The organism is uncultured Candidatus Kuenenia sp. (assembly GCF_900696675.1).
In the GTDB taxonomy this organism is placed as follows: Bacteria; Planctomycetota; Brocadiia; order Brocadiales; family Brocadiaceae; genus Kuenenia; species Kuenenia stuttgartiensis_A.
Genome location: NZ_CAADGZ010000077.1, coordinates 1 through 15,648, shown reverse-complemented (window position 1 = coordinate 15,648; position 15,648 = coordinate 1). Strand labels below are relative to the sequence as shown.

14 protein-coding genes, 1 tRNA gene and 1 CRISPR repeat array are annotated in these 15,648 nt (G+C 39.1%); of the genes, 14 read left to right on the top strand and 1 reads right to left on the bottom strand.

Going from position 1 to position 15,648, the window contains the following annotated elements; all coding sequences use genetic code 11:
• Positions 1-266: 266 nt before the first annotated feature.
• Entirely contained in the window at positions 267-635 is a 369-nt protein-coding gene (locus tag QZT26_RS11670; protein WP_295102307.1) for an ASPIC/UnbV domain-containing protein, read from the top strand.
• 427 nt (positions 636-1,062) lie between these two features.
• Here the strand turns inward: QZT26_RS11670 and tsaB are convergent, their stop codons facing one another.
• On the bottom strand, positions 1,063-1,713 hold the full coding sequence (gene tsaB, locus QZT26_RS11665) for a tRNA (adenosine(37)-N6)-threonylcarbamoyltransferase complex dimerization subunit type 1 TsaB (RefSeq protein WP_295102306.1): 651 nt from the start codon (positions 1,711-1,713) through the stop codon (positions 1,063-1,065).
• 121 nt (positions 1,714-1,834) lie between these two features.
• On the opposite strand from tsaB, the gene QZT26_RS11660 reads away from it, so the two are divergent.
• The 13 genes from QZT26_RS11660 (at position 1,835) to cas2 (ending at position 14,741) form a co-directional block, all read left to right on the top strand.
• Complete coding sequence (locus tag QZT26_RS11660) at positions 1,835-1,972, top strand: hypothetical protein (protein ID WP_164994918.1); 138 nt, start codon at positions 1,835-1,837, stop codon at positions 1,970-1,972.
• Positions 1,973-2,028: 56 nt separating this feature from the next.
• A tRNA-Val gene (locus tag QZT26_RS11655) sits at positions 2,029-2,105 on the top strand.
• A gap of 309 nt (positions 2,106-2,414) precedes the next feature.
• Positions 2,415-3,377, top strand: a complete 963-nt coding sequence (cas6, locus tag QZT26_RS11650) for a CRISPR system precrRNA processing endoribonuclease RAMP protein Cas6 (protein WP_295102303.1) — start codon at positions 2,415-2,417, stop codon at positions 3,375-3,377.
• 605 nt (positions 3,378-3,982) lie between these two features.
• Positions 3,983-5,056: a type III-B CRISPR module RAMP protein Cmr1 gene (cmr1, locus tag QZT26_RS11645; RefSeq protein ID WP_295102301.1), complete on the top strand. Its 1,074-nt coding sequence runs from the start codon at positions 3,983-3,985 to the stop codon at positions 5,054-5,056.
• Positions 5,046-6,164 (top strand): RAMP superfamily CRISPR-associated protein, encoded by a 1,119-nt coding sequence (locus tag QZT26_RS11640; protein ID WP_295102299.1) that lies wholly within the window; start codon positions 5,046-5,048, stop codon positions 6,162-6,164. The genes cmr1 and QZT26_RS11640 overlap by 11 nt, the downstream gene beginning before the upstream one ends.
• A complete protein-coding gene (locus QZT26_RS11635; protein WP_295102297.1) occupies positions 6,154-9,246 on the top strand; it encodes a CRISPR-associated protein Csx11 in 3,093 nt (1,030 codons plus the stop codon). Before QZT26_RS11640 ends, QZT26_RS11635 begins: the two co-directional genes overlap by 11 nt.
• Before the next feature lie 19 nt (positions 9,247-9,265).
• Positions 9,266-10,438, top strand: a complete 1,173-nt coding sequence (locus QZT26_RS11630; protein ID WP_295102296.1) for an RAMP superfamily CRISPR-associated protein — start codon at positions 9,266-9,268, stop codon at positions 10,436-10,438.
• Positions 10,425-10,853 carry a hypothetical protein gene (locus QZT26_RS11625; protein ID WP_295102293.1) on the top strand — a complete coding sequence of 143 codons (429 nt, stop codon included), beginning with the start codon at positions 10,425-10,427 and terminating at the stop codon, positions 10,851-10,853. The genes QZT26_RS11630 and QZT26_RS11625 overlap by 14 nt, the downstream gene beginning before the upstream one ends.
• Entirely contained in the window at positions 10,853-11,758 is a 906-nt protein-coding gene (locus QZT26_RS11620; protein WP_295102291.1) for a hypothetical protein, read from the top strand. The genes QZT26_RS11625 and QZT26_RS11620 overlap by 1 nt, the downstream gene beginning before the upstream one ends.
• Positions 11,759-11,769: 11 nt before the next feature.
• Entirely contained in the window at positions 11,770-12,546 is a 777-nt protein-coding gene (locus QZT26_RS11615) for a hypothetical protein (protein WP_295102289.1), read from the top strand.
• On the top strand, positions 12,547-13,479 hold the full coding sequence (locus tag QZT26_RS11610; RefSeq protein ID WP_295102287.1) for a reverse transcriptase domain-containing protein: 933 nt from the start codon (positions 12,547-12,549) through the stop codon (positions 13,477-13,479).
• On the top strand, positions 13,461-14,462 hold the full coding sequence (cas1, locus tag QZT26_RS11605) for a CRISPR-associated endonuclease Cas1 (protein WP_295102284.1): 1,002 nt from the start codon (positions 13,461-13,463) through the stop codon (positions 14,460-14,462). Before QZT26_RS11610 ends, cas1 begins: the two co-directional genes overlap by 19 nt.
• A 3-nt stretch (positions 14,463-14,465) precedes the next feature.
• A complete protein-coding gene (gene cas2 / locus QZT26_RS11600; protein WP_099323562.1) occupies positions 14,466-14,741 on the top strand; it encodes a CRISPR-associated endonuclease Cas2 in 276 nt (91 codons plus the stop codon).
• Positions 14,742-14,946: 205 nt separating this feature from the next.
• Positions 14,947-15,430: direct repeats of the CRISPR family, unit length 37 nt; unit sequence GTGGAAATCATTGACCTGATGTAGAAGGGATTGAGAC.
• Between the last annotated feature and the right edge of the window lie 218 nt (positions 15,431-15,648).

The following is a 15,648-nucleotide window of genomic DNA, read 5'->3' as shown; positions in this document are numbered from 1 at the left end:
GTAATTCCTGATTGTTTGATCGTCTAACAAGAGCGCCTCTGCTACTTCTTCATAACTCCATCCTGAATCAAGAAGAAGTATAGCTTTGATTCGGTCGGCATGACGTCTATGAGGCTCTTTCTTATGTGCTTTTTTAAATTCTATTCGGGTTTTTTCACTGAGAAATGGATTCATACAGAATTTAATACTCTAGAAACAATTCGAATGCAAGAAAAAAACAGATTTTTATAAAAATAAATGCTTTTTACTATAATTCTTGAAGAGGAATGGGGGCGGCATGGGGTGATTATAATAATAACGGATTTATGGATCTTTATGTTGTTAACTGCAAAGAAACAAACCGGCTGTATCATAATAATGGCAACGATAATCATTGGATTATTATTAAAACTATTGGCACAACAAATAATAGGGCGGGGATTGGTGCAAGGATTGAAATTACAACCGATTCCGGTTCACAAGTAAGGGAAGTAGACGGCGGATCAGGTTTTTGTTCGCAGGATAGTCTGTGGGTTCATTTTGGCCTGGGCGGCGATGATAGAATCACTACACTGAAAATTACCTGGCCGAATGGAAAGACTATGACACTTACCGGTATTGAATCCAACCAAACCCTTGAAATAACAGGAGAGTAACTAATCGGAAAACGATTATATTTATAATACAGCAGCAGTAATAATACCACCCACACCAACGCTAACCTCTTGCTTTAACAGACGGCAAGCGTGATGCGGAAACCATTCAACTTTCTAAGAACGCATTAGAACTTCAAAAATGAGAAAATCGTGAAATAGTTGTCACTGTGAAAGGTGGAAATGATTGAGTTGCTGAGGGTATCTCTGTTAAGGCAACCATAAAGAAGGGAAAAAAACGCATATCACTTTCCCGGGAGACCGGAACAACGGATGAAATTGGACAAATCGCTTTCATCATCACGGCGAAGAAGAAAACAGGAAAGGCAACGGTTGTATTTAAGGTGAATGGGATTAAATCAAAATTAAAGGTGACGATTACTTCTAAATAAGCGCCTCATATCTGATGGCCTTTCTTTTCAACCACTTACTACCTCTGTAAATAAAGAGGCAAGAGTTTTTCAAGTGCACATTGATATCCTGACATATACAATTTTTCTCCCAGCAACGCAACGTGCTCCGGTTTTGGTATAGCATAGTATTCCGCTTCAATGATAATATCTTCCTGAGAAAAAACCTCCTTGTAGAGCGGAATGCCATCTCCGAAAATAGTTACCGGTCTTGGGAGAAGAGCCAACAACTTCTCCGGCTCAATTACCAGAAATTCCGTTAGCCTTTTTTTCCGGTTTCCTTCAAATAGGTAAACACATGCGTATACGTGCTTGCGTCTGGCGTCAATTATCGGGCAGAGGGATAACGTACCGTCCGAGTGGTAATTTTCCGCGATGATATCAAATATTGGCACATCAACGACCGGCCTGTTCAGCGCGTATCCGAGGGTCTTTGCGCAAGTAACGCCAATCCTTAATCCCGTATAGGAACCAGGTCCCACATTCACTGCGATAACTTCAATATCGTTGATCTGCCAGTGTGCCTCTTCTAAAGCATCCTTAATGGCAGGGACGAGCTCCCTTTCATGTTGTACGATACCGCTGAATGTTTTTGTGATAATACATTGTTGATTCTCACAAAGGGAAATACCCCCGATATTCCCGGATGTTTCAATACCAAGTACTTTCATAACACGATTAAAAAAAACGTTAAACACGATGCACGATACTATGCCTGCCTATTGGAGGCGGGAGTGGCTAAGTAAAAACAGCATTTGTTAAATTATAACAGGGAATTGGAGATTGTGGAAAATGAAAATATATTATAAAAATTTCTTCTGCCCTTCGTTTCTCAGCGTTTCCGGCCACTTAGGCGGTAAATTATCACAATCGTATAAACTACTTATTGCCTTGACAATAAACAATAATTTTAATAACATTATTCCGTAGTTGATCATACCCGACCACATCAATAACCGTTACAGAATTTCTCCGAAACATTATATGGGCGTTTAGCTCAGTTGGCTAGAGCGCTTGCTCGACAAGCAAGAGGTCACTGGTTCGAGTCCAGTATCGCCCACCATCTCACGCAAAAGAGTGTATTGGATAAACCCCTTGTTTAAATAAACTAAATTATCACTAATCTTCAGGCCTTTCACCATTCTTACACAGTAATCTTTTATTCCGGAATTGCTTTAAAGACCTTTGCGTTTTTTATGATTTGCGGTGAACGCATTTCTTTTCCGGTGCGTTTATATCCGGTATATTTCCCCTTCCATTTTCTTATTGATTTTCCCCAATATTAAAACTATAGTGTTTAGCCATCGGGGAGTGAGTTTTCAGCAGGGTGGTGTTTATTTCTCAAAAAACTTTTCTGTTTTGGAAATATTGAATGCCCATCTCATTCCGTTTGGCGAGATTCAGATTCACCGTGTGTGCGAAAGACCACATACGTTTTCCTGCATATAAGGGGGCGGTATTTCGCGGTGGATTTGGGTATGCCTTTAAAAAAATCGTCTGTGTGGTAAAGGGAAAACCATGCGATAACTGCATGCTGAAACAAAAATGCATTTACGCATATATCTTTGAAACTCCGCCCCCGGAAGACGCCGGGATGCTTCGTCTCTACCCCAAAGTGCCCCATCCTTTTGTCATAGAACCCCCTGCAGATGAAAAGCTTCTTTATACCCCCGGAGAATCATTTCCCTTCAATCTTATCCTCATTGGCAAGGCCATAGAGTATTTGCCTTATTTTATCTATACCTTTACCGAACTGGGGAGACAGGGTATCGGTAAGGGCAGGGGCAAATATGACCTTACCCTTGTTGAGGGAACCGGCATTAACGATGAATCGGTTCCTATCTATAACGGCCAAGACCAGATACTTGCCAACCAATTTCCCGTCATTGACTCCAGGCAGTTACAACACCACAATGGCAGTTCTGATAATGATACCCTGCATATTTCCCTGAAAACCCCTGTACGGCTTCGTTTTAACGGTCACATTACGGATATCCTTGAATTCCACGTCCTTGTCCGAAACCTTCTGAGGCGCATTTCGTCTTTATCATATTTCCATTGTGAAGAAAGATTGGAAGTTGATTTTAAAGGATTAATCGAAAAGGCATCCACTATCAGGCAAACACACTCTGACCTTCACTGGTATGATTGGAATCGGTATTCCACGCGGCAGGAGCAGTGGATGTCCCTTGGTGGTGTTTTGGGAACTGTTACCTATGAGGGTAATAACTCCGAATTTATACCCTTTCTCAAATTAGGGGAATTTATCCATATTGGAAAAGGGACGTCATTCGGTCTTGGGAGATATGAAATAATGAAGTCTTCAAATAAGTAAAAAAAGCAAAATAAGGAGATGGATAAGGAGTTTTTACCTTGTTGCCAGAAAAAAGAGAGAAAGTCCTAAATCCGTGCATAACAGATTATGTTTTAAAGAGTTAACGGATTTTAGAAACATAGTTAAAAAAGGGGATGGTTACAGGAAAATCATAATCAATTGTGTTTTAAGAGGTTAAGACAATTTTTTAAGGGAAAGGATAAAAATTTCGATGTGTAATGATTACAGATTGTGGTGGTTACAGGAAATGGCCTTGCAAGTGGTTGTTGATTCTAAAGTTACATATGCTGTCGTGGGAATTATTGACCTGATGTAGAAGGGATTGCACTGTGTAAAAAAGCAACAGACCCGTCGCACTGAAATCTGACAACTGACAAACTTGGTCACTGAGACAGGCTGATGTTACAGGAGACTGATTTTTAGATTGCAAAAGGATCGTGCCGTTGAGGCGAAAGATTGGTAATCGTATAGAGTCACTCCATTTCAGGCCCTAGGATTTTGATATTGGAGGAATGCTGGCTGAGGAGATAAAGAGGAAAGGGATAAGAATGCTGATAAAAGGATTAAAGTAACAACAAACATCCATTACTATTCAAGGAGGATGCATGAAATTTAAATTAAAGACATTGACGCCGATGTGGACGGGTGGGGTTGAAAGAAATGACAACAGTATTTTGCATTTAACAGGCATCAAGGGTTCTATAAGATGGTGGTATGAAGTATTGATCCGGGGACTTAATGGTTATGCCTGTGATCCCTCCAATGATAAAAAGAGATGCGCTCTTGATCTGAAAGAGTTTGAAAAGAAAAAGTGTGGCGGAAAGACAGAAGAAGAGGCATTAAATTCACTAATTTGCCCTGCCTGTCAAATGTTTGGATGCACAAACTGGGGCGGCAAGTTTATTCTACGGATAGAAGATAATTCCGAGTCTGTTATTACAAGACAGATTAAGCGGGGCGGTCCTTTTACGCTTAAATTCATAGAAAGGAAAATACTTACACTTTGCGAGAAGAAGCTACTCCCTGCGACAATTAAACTCATCGTGGAATATGGGGCTATTGGTGGAAAAACCGTTTTGAAACCATCCGAAGTCCCTTACAAAAATTGTGAAAGTTATTGGAAACACAATCATGTTGACTACGGGTTATTGGATTATCAAAATGGGCCAATTGCATCCAATAGGCCAAGTAAATTTGCTGACAATGACAAGCTTTCTACAAACGAACCCGATTGGCCGGATTTGAGTAACTTTTGGTTTGTAAAAGGGGCGTATATAAACCGCATACAACATAATACGTTAGTAGGAAGAGATACTAACCCTAAATTTTACGACAACCACGCTTCAGAATTTCAAGTTTTTCTGGGTGGTTATATTAAAGACAAAAAAGATAAAAATAGGAAAGCGATAAGGAACGTCCCAGATTATTTACAAGCGGCGATTGAAAAGCGAAACCTACAGAGTGGCAGCGAAAGCAAAAAGATTTTCTCTTTCCATGGGCTTACTCGTTGTGATAAGAAGGCGGATTGCGTAAAACAGGATTTCTTCCCTCGGTGTTTTGGGTATGGAAGAAATGCATCAGAGCCATATGATAGTAAGACTGAGATAGAAAAAATATTAAACGGAAAAAGTATCAAATACGAGATGAAAACAGGCAAGGAGGTATTGGATGAACTTTGATTGGTATGCTTATGAATGGTCAGAATCAGAGAAGAAAGGTTTTAATTGTTATTCACAGATTAAGCTTCTAAAAACCGACGGTGATAAAGAAAAACATAAACTTCTAGTTTATGGGAAAAATGGTATCAAAAATGAAAAAACCTTAGTTTCATGTTATTCGAGATTCATTACGGAAATGTTGGGTTCGTTGGAAAGTTTATCTCTGAAAAAACCGACCATTGATATCAAAAGTCTTCCACCTTTCTCCTTCTTTCTCCAATTCACATTCAAACTTGCCACATCGTATATTTCAAAAGACGATGAAGTGTTCTATATCTGCGACAATCATATCAAAAAAGATAAAGTTTTTAAAGTTCCCATGGTATCTGGAAGTACCTGGAAGGGCAATATGCGATGGACAGCCGGCAGATTATTAGAGATGAATACAGACATAAACGAGAGATTTAAGAAAAGAGTACAAATATCAAATTTGTTTGGTAACGAAAATGAGGCCGAAGAAAGGTATTTTGATTCACTTATGCCAGAAAAAAAGGACGACTTTAAAATGATAATGAGAAACCCATCTAACAAAGAAGGTCTAAGGAGGGGCAGGCTTAATTTTTATCCTACTTTCTTTGATAAAATAAGCCTGGAAGTCATCAATCCACATGACAGAAAAACAAAGGCAGGCACAGTACCTATCTACATCGAAAGTGTGCCAGATGGAGCAACGGGAACATTCAGCCTTCTCTATGTGCCTTTCGACCTCATGGGCAAACTATCGGGAGAAATTAAGAAACAAGTGACCGGAGATATAAACATGGTCAGTGATTCTCTTAAAGAAATGATGTTAACTTACGGTTTTTCTGCCAAAAAAAGCAGTGGTTTTGGGGTAGCCGAGAAGGACATTAAGGGTATATTTGAAATGTCAGGAAATAAAGATAAACAAGCAAAACAAGAACCTGTAAAACCGGAAATTACCAAGAAAAAAACGTATTCTACTTTCAGTGAACTTTTAAGTTCTAGGCTACCAACCAATCAGTCCAATAGTGAGACATTTTCTTCTTTCCTGGAAATGCGGGATTATATAGAAAAAGTGGAAGAGGAGATAATGAAAAATGATAGATAAACTAAACGCAAATAGCAACCAAATCCTCTTCGTAGAACTTGCTGGTCTCTTGCACGATATTGGTAAACTCAGCAAGGTATTCCTTGAATACAGGCAGCAGTGGCAAAGTGATCCTTGTGGCTATGAAAAAGACCCTCACGAAAGATTTTACATTGATAAACATGAAGAATATGAATCAATGATCCCATCTGATTTTAATAAAACTATAAGTGAAATTATCAGAAAATTTGGAGGAGACGACCTTGGCGAACCGGAATTTTCTATAGAACAGGCTATCGACTATCATGTTAAACCGGACGAAGGTGGAAAGGATATAATGATAAATAAGATGTTAAAGGCGGCTGATGGAGTGGATTCCTCCATTGACAGGAATAATCCGCTGTGGAGCGCAGAGCAGAAGAGAACTTTATTCAGATCGAATGTCTTTGGATATGAAACAGATAGAGTGATAACCTTTGAAAGTCAGGAGGTAGCAAGAGAAAAACTATATACATTCTTAAACCTACATCTTCCTGGATATTTTGAAGATTTTAAAAATGAAGATAGATTAAAAATCCTTAAAGGTATAAAGGATGCCTTTGACAAAGGGCTTGCCGACACTACCAGGCCGTCAAATGATACAACCCTCTGGGAACACTCCTATGCCGTAGCCTCCATTCTGAAGGTGTTGACCGTCCATAATCTGTTTAGTGAAAAAGAAAGCAGGATATACGATTTTGAAAAAGTGAAATTCGGTATACTCGGTATAGGTTGGGATGGTATGCGGTTTATGTCTTACGGTCAGAAGATAGGGGATATTGTGGGGAGAAAAGAGGTTATTGAGAAAGTCCAGGATGAGATCAAAAACATTATAGAATATGAGTGCCCGATAGGCAACGAGGTCTATTCTGACGATAACGGAATATATTTTATTGTGCCTGTTAACTTGGAGAAAAACCTGAATTGTATATGGAACGAAATCAAGAAAAATATATACGAAAAGGCTGCTAAAAAGTCTGAAGGTGAGCTTCAGCCGCATATTGTTTATATTGACCGATTAGAAAATAAGAACGGACATGGCACTCCACTGAAAGAAGGTGAAACTGTATATATAAACACATTGACACATTTATGCAGAGCTATAAACAAAATGAAGGAAAAGGCATCATACCGCTTTTCCAGTGAGGTTCGAGGGTTTAGAACTATTGAATCTTATTTAAAATACGACGACGGTAAAACCATTTGCCCTGTATGCCGCTTAAGACAGGTAGAAGATGAAAAAGTGAGGAAGAAGTTATGTAGTGTTTGTAGAGAGAGAAGGAGTGGAAAAGAGATATCTGCACGTGGAGAGACAGTTTTTATTGATGAAATTGTCGATAAAAACAGACGGGCGGCCCTGATTACGGCAAGTTTTGTCCTTGATGACTGGCTTAATGGCAGGAGGATCAGGAGCCTGTTTGTAACAGAGGCAAACGGGCTAGAAAGAGAGGTAGAAAATATTGTTAATGTGAAGCAGTTTGAGAAAGAAGGAGAAGAGATTAAGAAATTTCTTGATAGGCAGGCATATGGCGAATTTAAATACAGCAGAATCGTGGCGGATATTGATGCTCTCCATAAAGCGACGGATCAAAAACGGGCAGGACATACTGCATTCTTATATGACAGAACGGTTGATAGGGGATCTCTCTTCAGGGATAATATAGATGAGACAAGAAAAAAGTGGGATAGACTCCTCGATCAGGCAAAAAATGAAGATAAAAATATTGATATTTATAACCTGCTTAATGCCAAGACTCCAACACCGTCAACTGTTCTCAATGTATGGGATACTACTCTTGGATTTTTCCAGGATATTTCAAAAAACTTGCTGACAGAACTGCTTCCTGAGTTTAACCGCCTGAGACTCAAATTAAAACCAATAAAGGAAGCTAAATTATATGACTGGGGAAAAGGAACCATTGAGGCTGAAGTGGTTGAGACAAGAGAAAAGATTGAACTTTTATATGAAAGTGGTGAAGTTGAAGTTGTAGGGGTAAGGTATTCAGTAGAGACATTTTCAAATGAGTTGAAAGGAAAACATATCAGAATTCTTGATAAAGAAATTCGCGGTCTTTTTGGCAATAAATATCAGATAGCAGACTGCAAGATTAGCAAAACTTTATTCCCCTGCCGTACTATGACGGTTTCTCCAAATCTCTTTATGGTAATTGTACCTGCAGACAGGGCAGTTGAAATATCCTACCTTATTTACCGGGAGTATATAAAACGTTTTGGCAAGGTTATGGGCAGACTTCCCTTCAGCATCGGAAATATCTTTTTTGGTGTCAAGATGCCCATGTTTGTTGTACTGGATGCAGGTAAACGGATGATTACAAATTTCGATAAACTTAGAAAAGAAAATGTAGAGTATACGGTTATCGATAAGAAAGAAGATACCTCTGATATGAGTTTAACTCTCATGTGTGAAATTGAAAGGTACGGCAGGACATTAAAATGGTGCCTTCCACATAAACTTGGCAACTGTGAAGATGATTATCACCACTCCTATTTTGTTGTGAAAAGACATAGCAAAGACTATTCGGGCAGGAAGAATTATTTTAAGACTGTTGCCGGAGATGTAATTCACTTTAAAGAAGTAGAAAAAGGCGACACACTCTGCATGTATCCCAACTATTATGATTTTGAATTTCTCGATTCAAACACAAGAAGGCATGATATTTGTCTGGATAAACATGGCAGACGAAAATCCAGTGTTGCGAATTATAAATCAAAGCCATTCCTGCTTGATGAGCTAAACCAGAAAATTATGTGTGTCTGGGAAAAACTGTTACAGGGAAAACAACTAGCGGGAATTACGGATACAAAGCTCAGAAACCTGCAATCGCTCTGGCTTACAAAATATCAGGAATGGGACGTGGATATTGGAAATAAGACATCGGAACAGTACGAAAAATGGGTAAATCTGGTTACCTCATCAATAAAAAAGGAATTTAAAGAAATTGATGACGGCAGCAGCGACTTGCTTAAAGAAACCATTAAAAATGGTTTGTTCTTCGACACACTTGAACTTTATCTTGGCATATTAAAGGAAAGAATAACGTAGATTAAAGGAGGAATCAAAAATGACTGATCCTTTTGTAAAAAAGACTTACTATACAATGACACTTGACCCTGTGCATGTCGGCACAGGAGGATACCGGTTGGGGAGGGTTGACAATACGATTATCAGAGAACCGGGGACAAATCTTCCCAAGATACCGGGTTCAAGCATTTCCGGGGCAACAAGGGCATATACTGCAATGGCGATACAGAACGAAAATTTTGAGATTCCGAAAAAAACTTCAGAAGGATGGGTGGTTGACTATAAAAAGTATAAGTTGTGGAAGTATCAACTACCTGACTATGCCTTTTTGGAGAATGGTGCGAAAATAAAGTATTTAAGTGAAGACAAGGCGATTATAAAACCCAATAGTGATGGTCCTGCAATAAAAAAAGATAAAGACGGCAAAGATGTTTATTTGAGTTGTGCCGGTAAAGGTGCTGATGAAGGAGAAGGACATTGCGGTGAGCCAGATTGTGGGGTATGTGTACCATTTGGTTTTTCAAAAAAAGGCAATAGTTTTCAAGGCCTTGCACAATTTTTTGATGCAAGGATCTTACTTTTCCCAGTTCATTCGATGATTGGTCCGGTATGGATTACCTCTGAAAGTATTTTGCGTGAACATAACATATCTATTAAGTTGACAGATTGGGGGAAATTTAAACAGCTCAATGCGTCAGCGAATCATACCAAGCTTAACTTTGGCTGGTTGATGTTAGAAGAAGAGTCAAATGGATCTGATTCATCGGAACTAAGTAAAATATCAACATGTTTGAAAGGAATTCCAGATAATATTATGAACAGGCTCTTTCTCGTCTCTGATAAGGTATTTTCGCGAATCGTCAATGACAACCTTGAAGTACGTACCTCCGTGGCAATTGATCCTGCCACAGGAGCTGCCGAGGAAGGCGCTTTATTTACTTATGAAGCAATACCAAGATCAACAATTATGTGGTTTGATGTGGTATACAACAAACCTGAATATTTCAGGATAAACGGACAAGAACTCAAAAAGAATAACGACAGCAGTGCAGACACTGAAAAGGATAACGGCAGCAGTGCAGGCACTGACTGGATAAAATCCAATGTGGAAAAGGGACTCAGGTATCTTGAAAGCCTTGGTGTTGGCGGGATGAATACAAGAGGGATGGGGCGGTTAAAGGTTTTTATGGAGGGATCAGATGAAAATTCTTGATATGGAATGTGCTGGAGTAGGTAATGAAATAGCTGACAAAGTATTTGAAATATTTAGGGATAAAAATAAGACCGAAACATTAATAACAAAGTCTCTTGGTGTCTTACAAGAGGATGGTATATACGCTTCTTTGCTTTATCTGGAATCACAGGGGAAGGAAAATCCAGATGGCACTAAAACCCCTGAGAAACAAGCTGCAGAAGCCATCAGAAAATTAAATTATAGATTATTACAACAAAATATCCCCGAAGGTTTATTGGCTGAAGAAAAGAATGCTCTTGCTGAGATAAGAAACAAGCTTTCCAATAATCTTGATGCGCTTTTCCTGGCAAAAGAACTTCTTGAAAGAACCCTTGTCTATGCCAGATATCATGCAAAAGCGTTGGGTAGTAATTCAAACGAGGATGGTGCATAATGGGCTGGAAGAAATATAAACTTGTCTATCAGGCAAAAAGCCCTATCCATATTGGCTGGCATACGCTCGGATATATTAAGCTTACCCGATACTATATTACGGGCAAAAATATGTGGGGCGCTATGACCGCAAATATTGTACGAACTCTTTATGAACACGAGGATTATCAGGGAGTGGGAAAAGTACTAAAAGAAGACATATTTGTTAGTTATTTTTATCCGGCTATTGATTTTCAAAATCCACTTCTTCCAAAATTTCAAAATGATGGTCTGCACTACGGTAAATACCCTGCGTCTGACTTTGAACGGCTCTTTATTCAATCTTACGGACAAACCGCCGTCCTTCCGGAAAGCAATACCGCGGAAGACCAATCTCTTCATGAATCTGATTTTATTTCACATTATATTGAAGGTGAAGATGTCGGAAAACACCAGAATGTATATTTTGTCGGATATGTTTTTATTCACGACAGAGCACGCTATAATGGGCGAGTGTTAACACTGAAAATTATGGAAAAAGCTATCGAGGAAATATTTGTAGGCGGTGATAAAAAATACGGTTGGGGAAGATTGTCGTTGGAGACTGGAAAAACAGAAGAAATTACAAATGGTAAAATCTTTGGCAATCAAATTATGTCAAAGGACGAAGGCTTATGTATTAAGGTGGCTAAAAACAATTATATTCCGGCTCATTTAGAACTTAAAACCGAAAGGAATTTTAAGATAAAGGGGAATATAGAGCCTCTTGTTGGATTAGATTGGGGAACGCCTGAAACCAGTCCTGGGAAAATTGGGGCAGGGCAAAGAATAAGCAGTGCAAGGATTTGCTGGATGCCTGGGTCTTGTGTAGAGGATGAGAATGAGAAAGAATTAAAAATTGGCGAATTCGGCATATTAACAATTTAAGGAGATGTTGGATGTCCAGTAATTTCCAAAGTATCAAGAATCTTCCCAAAGACGTTGTGATCAACCTTATAGTTACACTTCTTGTGTCCGCCCTAATTTCTGCAATCCCATGGTTATTATCTGGAAAACTACGGCTGAGTATCCTAACCTTCGGATTATTATTCGTTTTTGCAATCTATTTACTGTACCTAAAGTACAAGAGATTGTTCAAGCTTATTAAGTCCGGATTAAATGGATACTATTATACCTTTGATATTTCAGAAAATAAGAAGGTATTTGATGAAGCGCAAAAGTCCTTCTTTTATTTAGGGATAAGTTCAAATTCAATAATTGAGCTGTTTAGAAAATGGGCGGATAAAGATCGCTCTGTCGATAGGTATTTATTCTTACTTACAGACCCTGAATCATCGGCTCTGAAAAGACAGGTTGCATATGAGAAAGGTATCAGCCTTGAATCGGATATGTCTTTGCTTAACTCCCAATTAAGTCTGTTAATCGAACAAGACGTAGCGGTGGAAAGAGAGCGTATTTATAGTGCTATAGATTTGCTTAAAACGCTACCTCCGTTTAAAAATGGGAAAATTGCAATACGTCTTCACAAAGAGTTTATTCCCTGGTGGATGTATATAATAGACGAAAGGAAGATCTATTTAGGCATTTTAGAAAGAGGGAAAAGAGGGCAGGATTCCCCCGCACTGGTAATATCTAAAAACCCAGATTTTCCTTCACTTTTTGACCCATTTAAGAATAACTGGGATAGAATATGGGCAGATGCGAGGGGAATTTGAATGTGGGATTACTCCTCTTTATATTCCGCCTTTGATGCCGTTAAGGAAAACCACGGTTGTGCAGGCGCGGATGGTGTTACTATCGAACGTTATGAGGGAAACCTTGATCTGAATCTAAGAATTATGCGCAAGGAGCTTACGGAACAAACGTACTTTCCTCTCCCTCTTTTAAGAATCCTGGTTGATAAGGGAAACGGAGAGGCCAGGGCATTGTGCATCCCTTCAGTGAGAGACCGGATAGTACAGGCAGCCGTATTGCAACTCATTGAACCTGTTCTTGAGAAAGAATTTGAAGAGTGCAGCTTTGCCTACCGGAAAGGCCGTTCCGTAAAACAGGCGGTTTATAAAGTCAGGGAGTATTATGAACAGGGTTATCAGTGGGTTGTGGATGCAGATATCGATGCGTTTTTCGATAGTGTGGATCATTCATTGCTCCTGTTAAAATTCAAATGTTATATTCACGATCCATGTATTCAAAACCTGGTAGGGCTCTGGCTAAAAGGTGAAGTATGGGATGGAAAAACGGTAACCACATTAAAAAAAGGGATTCCGCAAGGTTCACCCATCTCCCCGATTCTTGCAAATCTGTATCTTGATGAATTCGATGAAGAACTTACTCGTAACGGATATAAGCTTGTGCGATTTTCAGATGATTTCATCATCCTTTGCAAAAATTCCGGAATGGCAAAAGAATCACTCAAATTAACAAAGAAAATATTGGAAAAACTTCTTTTAGAACTGGATGAAGAACAGGTGATTAACTTTGACCAGGGTTTTAAATTCCTGGGAGTTATTTTTGTAAAGAGTATGATCATGGTGCCTTTCGACCGGCCAAAGAAGGAACGGAAGGTGTTGTTCTTTCCAAAACCATTAGACCTTGAAGTTTATTTTAAGCAAAGAAAGCAAGGGAAAATGTGGCAAACCTCTACCTGACTGAACAGAATTCCATTTTACGGAAAAGCGGTGACCGGTTAATTATTGAAAAGGATGACAAAGTGCTTCTTGAAGTACAATGCCATAAAATAGACGCCGTTCTCATATTTGGAAATGTACAGTTTACCACACAAGCGGTACACGAACTCTTTGAGCATGGAATAGAAATGGCTATTCTCACGAGAACAGGGAAACTCATTGGACAGATAACCTCCCCTTCCACCAAAAATATTACCCTTCGTGTTCAACAGTTTAAACAATATTGGAATGACGACTTTCGGCTGGCTTTTGCAAAAGTAATTGTTTGCGGGAAGATACAAAATTGTATACAACTGGTACGGTCGTTTTCGTATAATCACCCCCACAATAGCTTTGATGTAGAAATGGACGACCTTTCCCTGCGATTAAATGAAGTGGAATCAGCGGCGAACATCAGCCAGCTTTTTGGTATAGAGGGAAATGCCGCCAGGGTATATTTTACGTCTTTTGGGAAAATGATCCTTTCTGCATTTGCTTTTCCAGGACGGAAAAAGTACCCGTCAACTGATCCCGTGAATGCATTGCTTTCATTAAATTATACGATGATTTTTAATGAAATATCCTCGCTCCTTGACGGGCTGGGCTTTGATCCTTATCTTGGATATTATCATGGAATTGATTATGGCAGATCTTCCCTTGCGTCTGACTTGATGGAAGAGTTTCGTGCCCCCATTGCAGATCGTACCACCCTGAATCTTATCAATAACCGGATATTTTGCGAGGAAGATTTCTATGCTAATCCGAGTACGGGAGGGGTGTATTTGAAACGAGAGCCATTGAAACGGTATTTTGTGGAATATGAAACAATGATAAACAGGGAATTTCTTCATCCGCAACAAAAAGAAAACACCACCTTCAGAAAATGTTTTCGCATACAAGCGGAGAATTTAGCGTCTCATATACAAAATAATATTCCTTATACTTCATTTGTAATGGAGATATAACCAATGTTTTATTTGGTTTCCTATGATATTCCGGAAACAAGAAGAAGGACAAAGCTCGCAAAAATCCTGGAAGACTTTGGCGACCGGGTGCAGTATAGTGTATTTGAATGTATTTTGGATGAGAAGCTTTTAGGCAAAATGATAAAAAGAATACAGGAGATTATAATCGCAGAAGACGACAGTATCCGTATTTATTCTATTTGTGCCGGGTGTGAAAAAAGGATAGAAGTAATGGGAAAGGGAAAGGTCTCAAAGATTGAAAATATATACGTAATTTAAAGTGTGATAAGCATTTAGCGGATTTTTAAAACATAGCTAAAAAGGGGGTGGTTACAGGAAAATCATAATCGATTGTGTTTTAAGAGGTTAAGACAATTTTTTAATGGAAAGGATGAAAATTTCGATGTGTAATGATTACAGATTGTGGAGGTTACAGGAAATGGCCTTGCAAGTAGTTGTTAATTCTAAAGTTACATATGCCGCTGTGGAAATCATTGACCTGATGTAGAAGGGATTGAGACTTTTTTTGATATCTCTAAAATAACGCAACAAATAAAGTGGAAATCATTGACCTGATGTAGAAGGGATTGAGACGATGCATCGCGGCTTATCGAATGCACATAGGGTCGCAATGTGGAAATCATTGACCTGATGTAGAAGGGATTGAGACATCTCGCCATAATCGCCAATCGTAAGTGGGGACAGCGTGGAAATCATTGACCTGATGTAGAAGGGATTGAGACACTCGTACTCACGACACAACGCACGATTACGTATAATCGTGGAAATCATTGACCTGATGTAGAAGGGATTGAGACGTGAAATTCACTCATCTAACACCTCTAGTGATATAATGTGGAAATCATTGACCTGATGTAGAAGGGATTGAGACTTTTTTACAAATCGCATACTCCGGTTTGTAATTTCTTTTGTGGAAATCATTGACCTGATGTAGAAGGGATTGAGACTAAAAATTGTTGCTTTATACATCTTCCCCTGCAACGGATGTTCACCCCAAGTCAAAAAACAAAAGTGCCGTAAAAGCCTTATATTTATTGGCTTTTACGCCGAACAGCAAGCTTTTTTCTAGTGACTACCCGTATGTTCCGGCTTGGCAATACTTCTGGCAACTTTATCTGTAATGCCTCTAATAATTCATGTGATTGTTGCCGCGGACGCGGGATCT

Bases quoted from the DNA above. Each gene is read 5' to 3' on its own strand.
- cas6 (WP_295102303.1), top strand. From the start codon at position 2,415: ATGCCCATCTCATTCCGTTTGGCGAGATTCAGATTCACCGTGTGTGCG.
- QZT26_RS11635 (WP_295102297.1), top strand. From the start codon at position 6,154: ATGATAGATAAACTAAACGCAAATAGCAACCAAATCCTCTTCGTAGAA.
- QZT26_RS11670 (WP_295102307.1), top strand. From the start codon at position 267: ATGGGGGCGGCATGGGGTGATTATAATAATAACGGATTTATGGATCTT.
- QZT26_RS11610 (WP_295102287.1), top strand. From the start codon at position 12,547: ATGTGGGATTACTCCTCTTTATATTCCGCCTTTGATGCCGTTAAGGAA.
- tsaB (WP_295102306.1), bottom strand. From the start codon at position 1,713: ATGAAAGTACTTGGTATTGAAACATCCGGGAATATCGGGGGTATTTCC.
- QZT26_RS11630 (WP_295102296.1), top strand. From the start codon at position 9,266: ATGACTGATCCTTTTGTAAAAAAGACTTACTATACAATGACACTTGAC.
- QZT26_RS11660 (WP_164994918.1), top strand. From the start codon at position 1,835: ATGAAAATATATTATAAAAATTTCTTCTGCCCTTCGTTTCTCAGCGTT.
- QZT26_RS11615 (WP_295102289.1), top strand. From the start codon at position 11,770: ATGTCCAGTAATTTCCAAAGTATCAAGAATCTTCCCAAAGACGTTGTG.
- cmr1 (WP_295102301.1), top strand. From the start codon at position 3,983: ATGAAATTTAAATTAAAGACATTGACGCCGATGTGGACGGGTGGGGTT.
- QZT26_RS11640 (WP_295102299.1), top strand. From the start codon at position 5,046: ATGAACTTTGATTGGTATGCTTATGAATGGTCAGAATCAGAGAAGAAA.
- cas2 (WP_099323562.1), top strand. From the start codon at position 14,466: ATGTTTTATTTGGTTTCCTATGATATTCCGGAAACAAGAAGAAGGACA.
- QZT26_RS11625 (WP_295102293.1), top strand. From the start codon at position 10,425: ATGAAAATTCTTGATATGGAATGTGCTGGAGTAGGTAATGAAATAGCT.
- QZT26_RS11620 (WP_295102291.1), top strand. From the start codon at position 10,853: ATGGGCTGGAAGAAATATAAACTTGTCTATCAGGCAAAAAGCCCTATC.